11 protein-coding genes are annotated in these 17,977 nt (G+C 43.0%); 7 read left to right on the top strand and 4 right to left on the bottom strand.

All coding sequences use genetic code 11. The features are described from left to right. Positions 1-678 precede the first annotated feature (678 nt). The 4 genes from gltB (at position 679) to Q6344_12715 (ending at position 9,598) form a co-directional block, all read left to right on the top strand. Positions 679-5,142 (top strand): glutamate synthase large subunit, encoded by a 4,464-nt coding sequence (gene gltB / locus Q6344_12730; GenBank protein WLG13450.1) that lies wholly within the window; start codon positions 679-681, stop codon positions 5,140-5,142. A 165-nt stretch (positions 5,143-5,307) separates the two neighbouring features. Then, positions 5,308-6,729: a glutamate synthase subunit beta gene (locus Q6344_12725; protein WLG13449.1), complete on the top strand. Its 1,422-nt coding sequence runs from the start codon at positions 5,308-5,310 to the stop codon at positions 6,727-6,729. A gap of 163 nt (positions 6,730-6,892) precedes the next feature. Further along, on the top strand, positions 6,893-8,128 hold the full coding sequence (locus Q6344_12720) for an FUSC family protein (GenBank protein WLG13448.1): 1,236 nt from the start codon (positions 6,893-6,895) through the stop codon (positions 8,126-8,128). 225 nt (positions 8,129-8,353) lie between these two features. Beyond that, a complete protein-coding gene (locus tag Q6344_12715; GenBank protein WLG13447.1) occupies positions 8,354-9,598 on the top strand; it encodes an FUSC family protein in 1,245 nt (414 codons plus the stop codon). A 203-nt stretch (positions 9,599-9,801) separates the two neighbouring features. Here the strand turns inward: Q6344_12715 and Q6344_12710 are convergent, their stop codons facing one another. Continuing rightward, a complete protein-coding gene (locus Q6344_12710; GenBank protein ID WLG13446.1) occupies positions 9,802-10,923 on the bottom strand; it encodes an extracellular solute-binding protein in 1,122 nt (373 codons plus the stop codon). Between the two features lie 404 nt (positions 10,924-11,327). Between Q6344_12710 and Q6344_12705 the strand changes: the two genes are divergently transcribed. After that, on the top strand, positions 11,328-11,591 hold the full coding sequence (locus tag Q6344_12705; protein WLG13445.1) for a hypothetical protein: 264 nt from the start codon (positions 11,328-11,330) through the stop codon (positions 11,589-11,591). A gap of 75 nt (positions 11,592-11,666) precedes the next feature. Here the strand turns inward: Q6344_12705 and Q6344_12700 are convergent, their stop codons facing one another. Further along, a complete protein-coding gene (locus Q6344_12700; protein ID WLG13444.1) occupies positions 11,667-12,497 on the bottom strand; it encodes an HAD family hydrolase in 831 nt (276 codons plus the stop codon). 300 nt (positions 12,498-12,797) lie between these two features. Between Q6344_12700 and Q6344_12695 the strand changes: the two genes are divergently transcribed. Continuing rightward, a complete protein-coding gene (locus Q6344_12695; GenBank protein ID WLG13443.1) occupies positions 12,798-13,313 on the top strand; it encodes a hypothetical protein in 516 nt (171 codons plus the stop codon). Positions 13,314-13,715: 402 nt separating this feature from the next. Continuing rightward, positions 13,716-14,195: a BLUF domain-containing protein gene (locus Q6344_12690; GenBank protein ID WLG13442.1), complete on the top strand. Its 480-nt coding sequence runs from the start codon at positions 13,716-13,718 to the stop codon at positions 14,193-14,195. 53 nt (positions 14,196-14,248) lie between these two features. On the opposite strand, the gene Q6344_12685 is transcribed toward Q6344_12690, so the two are convergent. Next, positions 14,249-15,598 carry a hypothetical protein gene (locus tag Q6344_12685; GenBank protein ID WLG13441.1) on the bottom strand — a complete coding sequence of 450 codons (1,350 nt, stop codon included), beginning with the start codon at positions 15,596-15,598 and terminating at the stop codon, positions 14,249-14,251. Between the two features lie 33 nt (positions 15,599-15,631). Further along, positions 15,632-17,938 (bottom strand): DNA topoisomerase IV subunit A, encoded by a 2,307-nt coding sequence (gene parC / locus Q6344_12680; GenBank protein ID WLG13440.1) that lies wholly within the window; start codon positions 17,936-17,938, stop codon positions 15,632-15,634. Between the last annotated feature and the right edge of the window lie 39 nt (positions 17,939-17,977).

Below are 17,977 nucleotides of genomic sequence, written 5' to 3'. Positions count from 1 at the left end.
ATAACCAATAGTAATAAGTTCTCTTACAAAATATGGTGGGTGAATCGATAGAAAAGACTAGATTTTTTGTCCGTCATTAACTAATATAACTGTGGGCGACGTTCTGTATAGTTATCGTAAAAATTGTTTTTTAACAATGAATTGGTAAATTTCTATCATTTAAAAGATACGTTACTAAAATTTTTTGTCTCAAGCGTTGTCACTTGCTATCTATAATTAAGCTATCGCAAGTGACGCAACCTCTCTTATTATCGCTCTCTTTAGAGTGAATGAAGCGCTTGATTACAGAGCGTCAGATATTCAAAATTAATCAAATGCACGGTTATTACATGCGTAGTCAATCAGTCTGGATTGCTAGGCATGGTGTGATAACAAGTGACACTCAAGATAGCGACATTGCGTTATTGATGATTAGGTAACGGGTATACAGGGCTGTATGTCATTGCCAAGGGCGACCGTTTACTATCTTTTAATATGTTAATGATCTATTGAAACATCATTCAATGACTGGGAGTGCCAGAGCTTTCACCTTAGTCTCAAAGTATGATGTCTATGAGCCTCACACCATTTATTAATTCGGATATACGAATATTAATTATTAGCCCGTTCTGCTTACGGTCTTCAGTTTATGATCTGCATTGGATGCATAAATTGCCCGTTCACCTAAAAGGACTAGCCATGTCAATGATTTCCTCGCAAACCCACCTGGCCACGCCAGATGATTTTTCTGATAACTGTGGTTTTGGTTTGATCGCTCATATTGAGGGACAAGCCAGCCATGATTTGGTAAAAACTGCTATTCATAGTCTAAGCTGTATGACCCATCGCGGCGGTGTTGCTGCTGATGGTAGAACGGGTGATGGTTGTGGTCTACTACTGGCGACGCCTATTGAGTTTTTTAGAGGTATTGCTGCTGAGCAAGGGTTCGCGATTACTGACAACTTTGCCGTTGGTATGATCTTTGTCAATTTAGATGAGACAAAAGCTCGTGATAGCCAGCAAGTGCTAAGCGATGAGATTGTCGCCCAAGGATTAGAGGTTGCTGGCTGGCGTGATGTGCCGCTTGATTTGAGCATCGTCGGTGACATTGGCCGTGAGACTTTACCTGATTTTAAGCAAGTGTTTGTCAACGCCCCCGATGATTTGGCAGCGGATGACTTTAATCGTAAACTGTTTGTCGCACGCAAAAAAGCAGAGCAGCGCTTGGCTAATGATGAGCTGTTTTATGTGTGCTCATTAAGCTGTCAGACGATTATCTATAAAGGTTTGGTGATGCCATCAGACTTGCCAGCATTTTTCTTGGATCTACAAGATGCGCGTTTGGCATCGCATATCGTGGTATTCCATCAACGTTTCTCCACCAATACCTTGCCGCGTTGGCCTTTGGCGCAGCCGTTTCGTTATCTTGCCCACAATGGCGAGTTGAACACCATCACAGGCAATCGCAACTGGTCTGAAGCACGGACGCCAAAACTAAAATCAGAAAAACTGCCCAATTTGAATGAATTGACGCCACTAGTGAACAGTACGGGCTCTGACTCATCAAGCTTAGATAATATGCTTGAAGTCCTCATGTCAGGTGGTATGAATCTATTCCATGCGATGTCGATTCTCGTGCCACCTGCTTGGCAGAATGTCGATAGCATGGATATGGATTTGCGCGCCTTTTATGAGTTTTATTCGCAGCACATGGAAGCGTGGGATGGTCCAGCAGGTTTGGTGATTCAAGATGGACGCTATGCGGTCTGTATGCTTGATCGTAATGGTCTACGCCCATCGCGCTGGGTAACGACCAAGAACGGCTATATCACCGTTGCCTCTGAAGTTGGTGTGTGGGATTACTCGCCAAAAGATGTATTGGCAAAAGGACGCGTTGGCCCTGGTCAAATGCTCGTTATTGATACTTTAACGGGTCAAATTTTAGATACTAAAGCGATTGCGACGTTACTGAAAAAAGCCCATCCGTACCGTAAATGGCTGCGTGAAGAAGCAACCCGTATCCGTGATGATGAGCGTTTAGAGGAAGAGTTAGCAGCGCAAACATGCCGTGGTAATGAGCTAAAAACACTGCAAAAAATGTATCACATCACCAATGAAGAGCGTACTGAAATTATCCGCCCCAACGCCGAAAATGGTCAAGAGCCAGTCGGTTCAATGGGTGATGATACGCCCATGGCAGTGTTGTCGCAGCAAATCCGCCATGTCGGTGACTTTTTCCGCCAGCAGTTCGCACAGGTGACCAATCCACCGATTGATCCATTGCGTGAATCTATCGTGATGTCATTGCAGACCTGCCTAGGCGCTGAAACCAATGTGTTTGCGCCATCAGCGCGAGATGCACACCGTATTATCTTATCGTCGCCTGTACTATCAGCCAGCAAGATGCAGCAGCTTGAGACCTTGGGTGATCCAGCCTTTAAAATGGCGCGTATTGATTTAAACTATGATCGCACCCTTGAGTTATCAGAAGCCATCATGGCTATCTGCGAGCAAGTAGCTAACAGCATCCGAGCTGGTCACACTTTGATTGTGTTGTCTGATAAAGACATCGATGCCGATAAAGTACCAGCCAATGCCATCATGGTAACGGGTGCGGTGCATCATTATTTGATTGGTCAAGGTATTCGTACTGATGCTAATTTAATCATTGAGACTGGTTTGGCGCGCGACTCGCATCAAGTGGCAGTATTGATTGGTTTTGGTGCGACCTGCGTTTATCCTTACTTGGCTTATGATGTTATTGATGACTTAGTAGCGACTGGTGAGCTGCTTGGTGATCCGATTCAAGCGCGGGTTAATTTCCGTAAAGGCTTGGATAAAGGCTTGCTAAAAATCTTATCAAAAATGGGCATCTCGACCATTGTCTCTTATCGCGGCGCGCAGTTATTTGAAGCAGTGGGTCTCTCTGAAGAGGTGGTGAGCCTGTGTTTCAAAGGCGTACAGAGTCGTATTAAAGGTGCGACCTTTGCTGACTTAGCTGCCGATCAAGCACAGCTAGCGGCGAATGCTTTCAAGCGCCGCGCGCCACTCGATCAAGGTGGCTTACTGAAGTTTGTCTTCAATAAAGAATATCATGCCTTTAACCCAGACGTGATTAATAGCCTGCATACAGCTGTACGCACGGGTGATTACGACAATTATCGTAATTATGCTGATTTGGTTAATAGCCGTCCTGTGGCGACCTTGCGTGATTTATTGCAATTAAAAACAGATAACTCTATCGATGTGAATGACGTAGAGGATATCTCATCCATTCTGACGCGCTTTGACTCGGCGGGCATGTCGTTGGGGGCATTGTCACCCGAAGCCCATGAAGCGATTGCCATGGCGATGAATACCATCGGTGGACGTTCAAACTCTGGTGAGGGCGGCGAAGATCCAGTACGTTATGGCACGCTGCGTAACTCGAAAATTAAGCAAATTGCCTCGGGTCGTTTTGGCGTCACCCCAGCGTATTTGCGTTCAGCCGAAGTGATGCAAATCAAGGTTGCACAGGGTGCCAAGCCGGGTGAGGGAGGTCAGCTGCCGGGTGGTAAGGTCAATGCTCTGATTGCGCGCTTACGTTATTCTGTACCGGGTGTGACGTTGATTTCACCGCCGCCGCATCACGATATTTATTCTATCGAAGATTTAGCGCAGCTCATTTTTGACTTAAAACAAGTCAATCCAGATGCCTTGGTGTCGGTAAAACTGGTCTCACGTCCGGGCGTTGGTACTATCGCGACTGGCGTAGCAAAAGCTTACGCCGATTTGATTACTATTTCAGGCTATGATGGCGGCACCGCAGCCTCTCCGCTATCGTCTATCCATCATGCAGGCTCACCATGGGAGCTAGGACTGGCTGAGACCCACCAATCACTACGAGTAAATGGCTTGCGTCATAAAGTTCGTATTCAAACTGATGGTGGTCTAAAGACAGGACTTGATGTGGTAAAAGCCGCTATCCTTGGGGCAGAAAGCTTTGGCTTTGGTACCACGCCGATGATTGCCGTTGGTTGTAAATACCTACGCATTTGCCATCTTAATAATTGCCCGACTGGGGTTGCGACGCAAAAAGCCAAGCTACGTGATGAGCATTTCATTGGCGAAGCAGAGATGCTCATTAACTTCTTTAAATTTGTAGCAACTGAAACGCGCGAATGGCTTGCCGCCCTTGGTGTGCGTAGTATGGAAGAGTTAGTCGGACGGACTGACTTGCTTGAAGTATTAGAAGGTAACACGGATAAACAGCGTCATTTGGATTTAACGCCATTATTATTTAGCCATCCGGCCAGTAGTGGTAAAGCCCAAACCTGTCAGGTTGAGCGTAATGAGCCATTTGATAAAGGCTTACTCGCTGAACAGATGATTAGTGATATGCTGCTCAATATTCGTCAAGGTAATGGCGGCGATTATAGCTATTATGTCGGTAACTGTGATCGCTCTATCGGCGCGCGTATCTCTGGTGAGATTGCGCAAGTATGGGGCAACCTTGGCATGAGTGATATGCCAATTAAACTGCATCTGACTGGCACTGCTGGGCAGAGTTTAGGCGTCTGGAATGCAGGTGGTCTAAATATTGAGCTAGAAGGCGATGCCAATGATTATGTCGGTAAAGGCATGGCTGGCGGTGAGATTGTTATTTATCCACCAAAAGACTCAAGCTTTACGGCGCAAGAGACCGCCATCATTGGTAATACCTGCTTATATGGCGCAACGGGCGGCAAACTATATGCAGCTGGTACGGCAGGCGAGCGCTTTGGGGTACGTAACTCTGGTGCGCATGCCGTCATCGAAGGCACTGGCGATCATTGCTGTGAATATATGACGGGCGGCATCATGACTATTCTTGGTCGTACCGGTCTTAACTTTGGTGCAGGTATGACAGGCGGCTTCGCTTATGTGCTCGATATGGATGGTGACTTCTTTGATCGCTGCAATCATGAGCTGATCGATTTGAACCGTATCTCTAGTGAGCAAACCGAAGAACACCGAATCCATTTGCAACAAATCATTGAAACCCATGTGGATAAAACAGGCAGTGCTTGGGGTCAGACGATATTGGCTGACTTTGAGCATTATGTTCGCAAGTTCTATTTGGTCAAACCAAAAGCGGCGAATATTGCTAGCCTTCTAAAAACCACCATGGCTGACCCACAGTAGCTAACAGTAGGTTTTTATAGACGTTTTAATACATCGGTTTTCAGCAGGTAAGTGACAGTAACGATAGGTATATTAACGATAGATTCATTAATCATAGATACATTTTGCTTTCATGATTAATGCGTCATCGTTGACTGTCACGACCCACTATAGAGAGATAGCATCATGGCAAAACGCTTAGAGAATAGTTTTCAGTTTTTAGATGTACCACGGCTTGAGCCGACAAAAAAAGACATCGCCACCCGTTCAACAGAGTTTGTTGAGATTTACAAACCATTTGAGAGTGAGGCAGTGGCGCAGCAATCACACCGTTGTCTGGAGTGTGGTAACCCTTATTGTGAATGGAAATGTCCAGTCCATAACTATATCCCTAACTGGCTCAAATTGGCCACCGAAGGGCAGATATTTCAAGCGGCTGAATTGTGTCACCGCACCAATACGTTGCCTGAGGTCTGCGGTCGCGTCTGTCCACAAGATCGCTTATGTGAAGGCGCTTGTACCTTAAATGATGGCTTTGGCGCTGTGACCATTGGTAATGTCGAAAAGTACATCAACGATACCGCCTTTGCACTTGGCTGGCGTCCGGATATGTCTGATGTGGTTTGGACAGACAAAAAAGTCGCGATCATCGGTGCGGGACCAGCAGGTTTGGGCTGTGCGGATATACTGGTTAGAAACGGCGTGAAACCAGTTGTGTTTGATAAGCGTCCTGAAATTGGTGGTTTACTGACTTTTGGTATTCCAGAATTTAAAATGGAAAAGGACGTCATGCGTAACCGCCGTGTCATCTTTGAAGGCATGGGCATGGAATTTCGTCTTGAGACAGAAATCGGTACCGACATTAGTATTGATGAACTGTTAAGCGAGTACGATGCGGTATTTATGGGCATGGGTACTTACACTTATATGCGTGGCGGCTTTGCTGGTGAAGAACTAGAAGGCGTTCATGATGCGCTAGATTACCTAATTGCCAACGTCAATCGCTGCAACGATTGGGAAAAAAATCCTGAAGAATATATCGATTTTAAGGGTAAAAGAGTGGTGGTGCTAGGTGGTGGCGATACTGCGATGGATTGTAACCGTACCAGTATTCGCCAAGGCGCTGAGCAAGTAGTCTGTGCCTATCGCCGTGACGAAGAGAACATGCCAGGTTCGCGCCGCGAAGTGGTCAATGCTCGAGAGGAAGGTGTTGAATTTTTATTCAATCGTCAACCGACAGAAATCATTGGCTTGAATGGTAAAGTGAATGGCGTGAAAGTCGTCACGACTCACTTGGGTGCGCCAGACAACCGTGGTCGTCAGCGTCCTGAGCCGATTCCTAATTCAGAAGAAATTATCCCATGTGATGCCGTAATTATGGCTTTTGGCTTCCGTCCTAGCCCTGCTGACTGGTTTGAGTCTCAGCAAGTGGCAATGGACAGCTCTGGTCGCGTGCTGGCAGCGGAAAAGCAAACCTTTAAATTCCAAACCAAAAACCCCAAGATATTTGCTGGTGGTGATATGGTACGCGGTTCTGATTTGGTCGTGACCGCGATTTGGGAAGGTCGTGAAGCTGCTGAAGGTATTTTGGACTTCTTAGAGGTATAATGGGTTTGGTTTACATCCAATTATTGAACACTCTATTTCGATCTCAAACGTCTTTTGCCTTTTAACAGGTAAGAGACGTTTTTTTTTGATATCAGCAGTACATGATGGTTCGATATTACTTTTCATTGACTATATATTCTTCAATTAATAAGAGTACCTGTGCGTGAAACCAAAAATTTGGCAACGATTTACTGCACCATTCATTGAACCTTATGCGCGCTATCAGCACGCTGATATCTTGCACGCCATACGTATCGGTGCAGCCATTGTACTTGCGCTGTTAGCCAATCAAATAAGCCATTTTCCACACGGAGAATGGACGACGATCACCGTCTTTATTATTTTAGGATTGCTACAGTATCAAGGCGCTATTTATACCAAAGCCAAAGAGCGAGTACTAGGCACGGTTTTGGGTATTGTCGTGGCATTTGCAATCTTATGGTTCAATAAAGGGACGGGTGCTTGGCTAGGGATAGAGTACCTGCTTATTGGTATCATTAGTGGGATTATTGGTTATTTTTCGGTCAGGCGGCTAGGATATACTGGGTTACTCACTGGCATTACTATGCTTATGATCGTCTCTAATTTGAATCAAGTTAATATGGCGCAAGATGGTGTCTATCGTGCACTCAATATCTTAATCGGTACAGGTATTGCGGTCATAGTGACAGTGGTCTTACCTCTAAAGTCGACGTTGATGTGGCGATTCTTATTGGCAAATAATTTAGAAGCCTGTAGTACGCTTTATGCTGGTGTCGGACATCATATCGATGCTGAAATAGTGGCTCCCAAGTCGCTTGTCTATACTAGGGCGACAAGCTCAGCTAGCCTATCTTATGCTCAAAGTAGCACTACTGCAGATATGCCTGTTAATAAAGCGTTGATAAAATCGCTGCAGCAAATAAACAAGCGACTACTCGCAGTACGTCCACATATCGCTGCAACAGCAAGCGAGTCCGGCATTCATAAAGAGACGATAGAAACGATTCAGCGTACCCATCGCAATATCATCGGTACCATCGATTTATTGCTCAGTGCAGCACCGCGTTTGGCGAATATCGATATCGACGATGATAATCATACGCTACTGATTCACTATCAACACGAGCTCACCCAAGCCATGCAGCATATCGCGGCAGTATTACGCAGTCCAAGCGATCAGACTTTTCGACCGATTACGCGTATTGCGCTATCAGAATATCCTAGCGTACAGTATGCAACGTTTGAGTGGCAAGGATATTTTTGGTTGACGCAAACGTTGCAAGCACAACTGCAACAGTTAAGTGATCTGCTACAAACGACCAAACCGCAGTGGTATGCCGCTTCTGGTCTGCGCTATCAAAGGCGTGAGCAGCGTAGAATGAAAGAGCAGGGTGGCGAGTCCGATTTACACTTGTAAATATAAGATGTGCTAGCAAGTATTTGTCAGCAGCTTTCAGCATTACCAATAGCCAAATGCTATGTTGGTAGGGTGTTTTTTTGTCGTTATGTGCTAGCATGTTTTGACCTTCAGCGTCTTTTATCTTTTAATAGGTAAAAGGCGTTATTTTTTGATCATGACTTTATCAATAGTTAAGCCAGTAGCTACAATTTAACCGACTTTTTATTCCTTCACTTATAAGAGATGCCCTGCGTGAAACCGACTTTTTGGCAACGATTGACCGCCCCGTTTGTAGAGCCTTATGCCCGTTATCAGCATGCAGATGTTTTGCATGCCATACGTTTGGGTCTGGCTGTACTTATTGCGCTCTTGTTAAATGAGTTTACGCACTTGCCGCATGGTGAGTGGACGACCATTACCGTGTTTGTGATTTTGGGTTTGTTACAATATCAAGGGGCGATTTATACCAAGGCTAAAGAGCGGATATTGGGTACTTTGCTTGGGGTAGTAGTTGGGCTTAGCTTCTTATGGCTGATTAAAGATATCGGTGGCTGGCTGTGGTTGTATTATGGGCTGATTGGCATTATCAGTGGCATCATCGGTTATGTGGCGGTCAAGCAATTGGGCTATATCGGTCTGCTGACAGGTATTACCATGCTGATGATTGTGTCGAGTCCTGACCACAGCAATATTGCCCAAGATGGCTTATATCGCGCGTTCAATATTTTGCTTGGTGCAGGAGTAGCGGTGGCCGCGACGTTAATTTTACCGCTGAAGTCGACGTTGATGTGGCGGTTTTTATTGGCCAGTAATCTTGAAACCTGTAGCAATTTGTATGCAGGGGTTGGCAATCATATTGATGCGGATGTCTTAGTGCCCAAGCCGTTTAAATATAGTAAGGCGACCAGTTCGGCCAGTATTATTTATCCATCGAACAGTTCTATACCAGATACACCCGTCAATAAGTCCTTGGTGAAAGCATTACAAAAAATCAATAAGCGTTTGCTTGCCGTGCGTCCGCATATCGCAGCGACAGCAAGTGAATCGGGTATTGAAAAGGAAACACTAGAGACTATTCAGCGTACTCATCGTAATATTATTGGTACCATTGATTTGCTGTTAAGTGCCGCACCGCGTTTGGCTAATATTGAAATTGACGATGAAAACCATATTTTGCTTATCCATTATCAGCACGAATTGACGCAAGCGATGCAGCATATGGCGGCGGTATTACGTAGTCCAAATGATGAAGTATTTCGACCGATTACGCGTATCGCGGTATCAGAATATCCAAGTGTAGAAAACTTAGGCTTTGAGTGGCAAGGCTATTTTTGGCTGACCCAAACCTTACAAGTACAGTTGCAGCGACTTAGTGATTTATTGCAAATGACTAAGCCGCAATGGTTTGCCGCCTCCGGTCTGCGCTATCAACGCCGCGAGCAGCGCCGTATCGAGCATAAAGGTAGTGAAACCGATTTGCACTTATAAATTAGTCAATCCTATATAAATCAGATACGGTGTCAGGCTCGCTTAGTCTACTATTTGTAGTACTTTCGCTTGCCTTACTTGTATCCAAATTATATTGAACCGACTATAAAAGCTAAATAACAGCCAAATAAAGAATAAATAAAAAAACGCTGACTTTATTGAGTCAGCGTTTTCTTGCGGTAACAGCTATCAACAAACAGTGATTAACGACCAGTTTTTAGCTTATCCCAATACTGCTGATAGACTTGCAATGCTTCATCGCCCACATCTTCTTGGAACTCAGCTTTTGCCAGTACGTCTTTACTCGGATAAATGGTTGGATTGTTGCGCACTTCTTCTGGCATCATCTCACGCGCAGCCATATTAGGCGACGCATAACCAATCTCTTCGCTGACGATTTTAGAGTTCTCAGGACGCAGCAAGTAGTCAATAAACTTGTGGGCTGCATCGACTTGTTTGGCGTTTTTCGGAATCACAAAATTATCCATCCACAAGATAGCGCCTTCAGTTGGATATTTATAAACCAAGCTGGTCAAGCCTTCGTTATTGGCGATGATAGCTTCACCATTCCAACTCATACCAACCGTGGTTTCGCCTTCCATATAAGGCATGCGCGAGGCATCCGAGTTAAAGGTCTTCACATTTGGCATCAAGGTCGTGAGCTTCTCATAAGCGGCTTTGATTTCGTCAGGATTTTTACTATTACCTGAATGCCCAAGGGTCAATAGCGCCATGCCAAACACTTCGCGCATATCGTTCATCAGCATCACTTGCCCTTTATACTCAGGACGCCATAAATCGTTCCAGCTATTTACGGTTGCAGGATCGACCTTGTCACCATTAATGGCAAGACCGGTGCTGCCCCACATATAAGGAATCGAATATTTGTTCTCTGGATCAACCTTGGTATTGGTAAAAGACGTATCAAGATTCTTAAAGTTGCTTAATTTAGATTTATCGAGCTCTTGCAGCAAGCCTTCTTTGGCCATTTTTTCGACATAATAGGTCGATGGGATGGCTAAGTCATATTGGCTAGAGTCATCGAGCAATTTAAGCTTGGCGTACATAGCTTCGTTAGAATCAAAGGTGGTGTAATTGACCCGAATGCCTGTCTCTTCAGTAAAGCCGTCAAGGATTTCTTGCGGCATATACTCTGACCAGTTATACAGATTGAGCGTTTCAGCACTCGCCGCTGTACCATCAGCCGCCGTATTATCTGACTTACTACAGCTAGCAAGTGCTAGCCCAACAGCTACGGCTAATAGTGCTTTTGGTAGTATACGAGCGCTACGAGCAATGTTGTGGGGCGATAATAAATGAGTCAAAATATCTCTCCTAAATAAGAATGATGCAAATGAGTAAAAAGTTAAATGATAGATAATGGAAGCTAAGGGCTAAATACTAAGTGCTGAATATAAGGTATCGAGCCAGTTGTGAAACTATTATGGCTATGATTGTTAAGAATTTAAAGGGCAAGGAAGACGTTCGTTCTTCATAATATTGTTAAAAGTGGCGCTGATGAATGGCTGAAGAATCTATAGAAGCACAAATATGAGATTTACTGCTGAATTTGAGTAAGATAATAAGCGTAAATAATCATGCTATGATGAGACCTGCTTTATCCTTAAGCCATGAGTTTACAACGTGGTTTTTATAAGATACAAAGGTTATCGATAAAATAAAAATAATCGAATTTTGATTAAATGGTTCGAATTAAAAGAGGCAAAAGATGAATAATCGTAAACGCGCTGGACTGATTACTGCTGTGCTTGGCATAATTGCCTTTATGACCATGTTTAACGCTGGCTCGCCGACACCTATCGTTAATTGGCCGGTTGAGACGTACATGGGTTTGGCATTTACGATTGGCTGGTTGAGTAATGTGCCTGTTTGGTTGGCCTATGTGCTGGCAGCGGTGGTGCTTATTTTGATTGTTGTTGGATTTTATAAAATCGGTAGTTGGGTTTATAGTTTAATGACGAAGCGTGGTTAGATCTTGCTAGGACGTGTCCTTATTTTAAAAATGAGGACACGTCCTAGATAAATAGCAATTTGCAAAGTCTGATTACTAAGACGCAATATGAAACTGCTCAAGCACCGACTGAATACCGCGCTCCTCAATCGTACCTGTGACAAAGTCTGCACGCGCAATCAATTCTTGCTTTGCATCACCCATCGCCACCGCATAGCCGACCAAGTCAAACATCTCTAAATCATTCATCCCATCACCAAACGCCATACACTCACTGGCATCTACCCCATAGTATTGACAGACGTCTTTAATGCCTCGCGCCTTGGATGCCTCTATCGGTAAGATATCTGCGCCGATATGATGCCAATGGACGAGCTTTAAATCGTACTGGGCAAAATCGACGTCTTGCATTTTCTCTTGTTGATTGTTAAAAAATACTGAGCATTGATAGACGGTATTTCCTTTATGATATTCAGGGTCAACGATAGAGTTTGGCGTGATGGCATTAAACTCGCGCAAGCGCTCATTTTCACCTGACCATGCGATATGGGTGGCAGAGTCAAACTTATGAATCAACTCGCTCTGCTGGCACAGACGCACGATGGTATCCGTTTGCTCAGCGGACAACGGATAGTGGCTAATCCGACCCTTTTTATCAAAACTATACTGTCCATTCATACAAATAATCGCATCTAAGACATCAGCTTCGAGCAAGGCTAAAATATCTGCTGGCAATATGGCTTTGGAGCGTCCCGTTGAAATCACCAGCTTAATATCAGTACCTGCAAGCTGCTCAAGGGTCGCTTTGTTGTGTTCGGCAATGATGCCATTGCGGCTCAAGGTATCATCGATATCAAAAAAGATGATCTTGGGTGTCGGAGTCTTGATAGTCATACTTTCTGTGGCGATTTTGTCTTCGATAAACATGATGATCCTATTGTTTTTTAGTCGTTTCAATACCAATGATTTAGATACTACTACAACACACCCAAAGAGATAAATACCTATAAAGTAACCTGCGATGATGCAAATTTGGCTACTGCTGCGGTATTCGCTTTGCTGGCATTGCGATTGATTTGCGCTTATTTGAAAGATTAACAAAAACTCTAAACGATATAATTAACTTAATAGTGGCTATTTATTATAAGGTTAAGATTAACGATCAATATCAGTTAACAAAATGATGAACGGTTTTTATCAGTGTATCCGCTATCTAAAGGAGCTAGTATGAAAATTTTTACCTTAAAATCAGTCACCACTTTGACAGCTTTAGCAACATTGGCACTATCTGCCAATGCCTTTGCAATGGATGTTAAGTTTAACGATGCTGCTTGGAATGGCAAAAAAATACCTGAAGGGCAGCAGTGTCTAAACTATGATGGCAAAAATCCAGCCACACCGAGCATGACGGTCTCAAACATACCGATGGGCGCGGAGAGCTTGGTTTTCGTTTATAACGATGTGAGCAATAAACGTATGCAACATGGTGGACATGGCATTGTAGAATTTAACCTACCAGAAGGTGCTACGAGCGCAGAAATACCACGCGTGTTTGGACATACTTATGAAGTGCCAGTCGGGATTGAGATGGTCGCGGAATATCGTAGCCGTGCAGGGGAAGCGGGAGGGGCGTATAAACCGCCTTGTTCAGGTGGAAAAAACCATCTGTATACGGTAGATGTGCAGGCTTGGCAAGGCGATAGTGTGCTTGCTGAGACAACGGTTGAGATGGGTCGGTATTGATGCCTTGGTCATTTTAATGAGCGTAAAAAAGCCGTCTATGCAGTGTGTATAGACGGCTTTTTGGTAAGAGTAAGTGATGTTTGCAACGTCTGAGCTATGAGATGTTTGCAACGTCTGAGCTATGAGTAGGCGTGGGTTAGGCATCTGTTAAGGTTGAGACAGCGCTATAGGAAAATACAGATTAGACTTGTTAGTTATTAGAATAATGATATCGCGGTAATTGTGCCAAGTTTTATAGTACAATTGTACTCCGAGAAGTGTCAGCGTCCTAACTCATTAAAATTCCAATGCTTATTTCTAGAAATACAATGATGCTAGATGACAAAAAACCACTAAGAAAAAATTTTTTATTGATTATACTTTATCTTAAATTAGATCAGGTTTTTATAAATAAGGTTTCTCATGACTATAGCGACAAGCCATACGCCAGAAAGCAAAAAAATAAATGGCGAGCATATTCTTATCAACATGATATATATCGCCAAAAATGTCGACCTAGATTCGGGAATCGAGCTGACTCGCGCGCTTGAGTATTGGCGAAGGTATTTTGAAGAAAATAATATAGCTTCAGCTTTAGTCATTAGTGAAGGTTATTTCGTTCAAAGTTTTCAAGGGACAAGGCCCGCTATCAATATTGCCTTAGAAAAAATACTTGACGAGCATTCAACCATTTTTCCCAATATTGTTAATATAGAGGAAATAGAGTCGCGTCAATGGAATGGGTTTTTAGTGAAACATCTAACATCAAGCGCTGAAGATGAAGAGTATGCCCTCAAAAGCTTCTCAGCAGGTTCTGACTATAATCCCTATCTAATGACAAGTGCTCAGATTAAAAGCTTTTTGAAAGCGATTTTTAAAGATGCTGAATCCAATAAGCCTTAGATGAGTTCTCTATTATAACTAGCGTAAAAAAGCCGTCTATATTGATAGATTTTTTAGTTGATATGATTATGGTTCTTCATGATAAAGTTTATTGAAAATCCGTTATTATACATATATTTATTTATTTCTACAGATATCTTATAAAGCTCATGATTGATTTCAAAATTTTGGACGCTTAAAACTTTAAAAATAATTATGTCCTGTATTTTCTCGTTTGTAGCATTAAAATATAGGTGTGATATCAGCATACAAAACTTATCAATATCTTCCTGTTGGGTGGAAATATCGGTAATGCTGAGTTTTAAGCTTAAGCGAGTAACATAATTTTCAGTTCCAGAAATATAATAAAAAATATTGTTCAGAAAACTACTTAATTCGTAGCTATTAGAGCTTGCGAACCATCCTTCAATGTCTATAGGTTTATAAAAGCTACATTGTATTTCTTTGTCTTTTAAGAAATTAAGAGCTAGATAGGGTGACCAACCTTGTTGCAATGATACTGCTGGAGGATTAGCTTCAAGCTTATTATGCTTTTCAATTAAGCTAATGGCTTCATGAATTCCTTGTAAGGTTATAATATTTTTTGAAGCAACAAGTATTCTGAGTTTGTTTAAATTATTTATTTTAATGTTTACTCTTTTTATTATTGTTATTTTAATATTTTTGGCTCCATTTGAGTGTTTCAGACACTGACTATAATAAGCAAAAAATTCTTCGTATGACTTGACTATGAATAACAACAATATTGAAGGTAGAGAAAGTATTGTCAAGTTGATTGGAGTGATTAGGTTTAGGAAGTTTAAACGATTTAAAAAAAATTCAGGATTATTTATAAATTTAAAAAATGTAATAGTGGAGAGTAGAACGACTATTACAAAGATACACATATTGATAGTTTTATGTGCTTTCACCTCGTTTACTTCCGTACGTCTTTCAGAGAATACAGATAATATTACTAAAAAAGTGGTAATAAACACCAAGAAAATTTCAATTGATAAACTAAAAACGTATAGGTTTATAAAAAACTCAAGAAATATTAGAAGTTTGAGGTTTGTCAGAATAGTGCTTTTTAATAATAATTTATAATTCTGGCTACTAAAAGACTTCCCAATAAATGATAGACCTGTAAATATTATCCATAGGAATGTATTTTTGACTTGAGAAAAATCCCAAAGATTGAGGAACTTGAGAAAATAAACACTACATAAAGTACTGAGTAGTAAAATAAGAAATATTGTTATTAATTTCTTATTAAGTACCGATTTAATTAAAGCTTTAAGTGCCAAAAATATACCAGTACTTTTCCTGTAACTTTGAACTATCATAAAGAGAGATATTGCTAGCACCCAAAAAAATGAAGCAATATCTCTGTTATTAATACCTTTTAATATAGTTTCAATCACATATTCAACTTATAAAAAATAATTAAACCAAAACTACCCAACCTCAACACTCGTCACATTTTGAAAGCCTCTTGGTAGCTGACCACCACGATTACCACGAACACCCATATAGTTAGCCAAGTCATTTGGTTTTAGCGTCACATGGCGTTTGCCAGCAGTAATAATTAGGCTGTCTTGCTGACTGAGAGGCGTGATGGCGAGCACTTCCTCATTTTCTTTCAATTTAATCAGCTTATTACCTTTACCGCGTGCCTGTTCAGGCAAATCATCGAGGGCAAATATCAGCAAATATCCAGCATTGGTCACGACGGCGATATGGTCAGGCGCTACACGTGTATTACTATTCTCACCGTCAGCATTAGCGGTCGTTTCTACTGGCGCATCGATACGCGCAACAGGGAGCAAGCGACTATCAGCCGCTAGGTTAATGATGTTTTTACCCGCTTTTTGATTGCTATCAAGATTACCGATGGTGTTGATAAAACCATACCCTGCGGAGCTAGCGAGGATGATGCGCTGATTGTCAGCACCGGTTAATAGCTGCTCAAAGCTAGCACCTGCTGGTGGTTTTAACACACTGGTCAGAGGATCGCCTTGACCACGAGCCGAAGCAAGGCTATGCGCATCAATACTATAGCTGCGTCCAGTGCTATCGAGCACGTAGATTTTCTCATTTGATTTGCCACGGACGTGCGCTTGATAGCTGTCACCTGAACGATAACTCATGCCAGCGGCATCGACGTCATGACCTTTGGCAGCACGAATCCAACCTGCCTTTGATAGGATGGCAGTGATTGGTTCGCTCGGTACAAGGTCAGATTCTTTTAATGCTTGCGCTTCTTCGCGCTCTGCCAGTGGTGATACGCGCTCATTGCCATGTTCTTTCATATCAGCTGTGAGTTCTTCAATCATTAGATTGGTCAGACTGTCTGGATTGTCCAGATACTCTTGAATGATCGCGCGTTCGGCAGCCAGTTCATCTTGCTCGCGGCGTAGCTCAATCTCTTCTAGTTTAGCGAGCTGACGCAGACGAATATCCAAGATGGCATTGGCTTGGATGTCAGTCAGGTCATAATCTTGCATTAACGATAATTTTGGATCGTCCTCTTCGCGAATGATGCGAATAACTTCATCAATATTAAGATAAGCAATCAGCAAACCTGCGAGGATATGTAAGCGCTTGTCGATTTTATCGAGGCGATATTGTAAGCGACGGGTGACCACTGATCGGCGGCAGACCAGCCATTCATCAAGAATTTCTTTTAGGTTTTTGACCTGTGGTTTACCATTTAGGCCAATCATATTCATATTGACGCGATAATTGCTTTCTAGATCCGTACTGGCAAACAGATGGCTCATGACGCGAGCGACATCGACCCGTGTTGATTTTAGCTCTAAGACGATACGGCAAGCGTTTTCGTGATCTGACTCATCATGAATATCGGTAATCCAAGGCAGCTTTTTGTCCGTCATTAACTTGGCGATTTGCTCTTGAATCTTGTTGCCTGATACTTGGTAAGGCAGCGCGTCAATGATGACGAGATTTTTCTCTTTAGGGTCAACATGGAACGTCGCACGCATTTTATAGCTACCGCGTCCAGTCTCATACATCGCTTGCAAATCTTTTTTGCTGGTTATGATTTCAGCTGGCGTTGGCAAATCTGGTGCTGGTATTGATTGGGTAAGCTGCTTAACCGATAGCTCAGGATTTTTTAGTAACCGAATGGCTGCACGTACTACTTCGTTCAAATTGTGTGGTGGGATATCGGTTGCCATGCCGACTGCAATACCTGTTGTGCCGTTCAATAAAATATTAGGCAGGCGGGCAGGTAGGGTAGTTGGCTCTTGCATCGTGCCATCAAAGTTATCCTGCCAATCGACCGTGCCTTGACCCAATTCTGCGAGCAATGTATTGGCATAAGCGGACATTTTGGCTTCGGTATAACGCATCGCCGCAAAGGATTTTGGATCATCTGGGCTACCCCAGTTACCTTGACCTGTGATGAGCGGATAGCGATAGCTGAACGGCTGCGCCATCAGTACCATGGCCTCATAACAAGCGCTGTCACCATGCGGATGGTATTTACCTAAGACGTCACCGACGGTACGCGCAGATTTTTTCGCCTTCGCCGTTGATTTTAGCCCCAGCTCGCTCATGGCGTAAACAATGCGGCGCTGGACAGGTTTTAGGCCGTCAGCGATATTTGGCAGCGCCCGATCCATGATGACGTACATCGCATAGTTGAGATAGGCCTGCTCAGTGAACTCTGCGACTGAGCGAGTATCCATCGGTTCATTGGGAATAATAGGGTCAATCGTATGATCAATAACATCGGACATAAAATAGGGTTCACTTATCAGTTTTAATAGGTATAAATA

The sequence above is a fragment of the Psychrobacter cibarius genome (genome assembly GCA_030686115.1).
GTDB classification, from domain to species: domain Bacteria; phylum Pseudomonadota; class Gammaproteobacteria; order Pseudomonadales; family Moraxellaceae; genus Psychrobacter; species Psychrobacter cibarius_C.
The sequence above is the reverse complement of the archived record's forward strand: the minus strand, read 5'-3'. Positions and strand labels throughout refer to the sequence as shown.

Coding starts and splice junctions, on each gene's coding strand:
- Q6344_12705 (WLG13445.1), top strand. CDS start 11,328: ATGAATAATCGTAAACGCGCTGGACTGATTACTGCTGTGCTTGGCATA.
- Q6344_12700 (WLG13444.1), bottom strand. CDS start 12,497: ATGTTTATCGAAGACAAAATCGCCACAGAAAGTATGACTATCAAGACT.
- gltB (WLG13450.1), top strand. CDS start 679: ATGTCAATGATTTCCTCGCAAACCCACCTGGCCACGCCAGATGATTTT.
- Q6344_12695 (WLG13443.1), top strand. CDS start 12,798: ATGAAAATTTTTACCTTAAAATCAGTCACCACTTTGACAGCTTTAGCA.
- Q6344_12725 (WLG13449.1), top strand. CDS start 5,308: ATGGCAAAACGCTTAGAGAATAGTTTTCAGTTTTTAGATGTACCACGG.
- Q6344_12690 (WLG13442.1), top strand. CDS start 13,716: ATGACTATAGCGACAAGCCATACGCCAGAAAGCAAAAAAATAAATGGC.
- Q6344_12715 (WLG13447.1), top strand. CDS start 8,354: ATGCCCTGCGTGAAACCGACTTTTTGGCAACGATTGACCGCCCCGTTT.
- parC (WLG13440.1), bottom strand. CDS start 17,938: ATGTCCGATGTTATTGATCATACGATTGACCCTATTATTCCCAATGAA.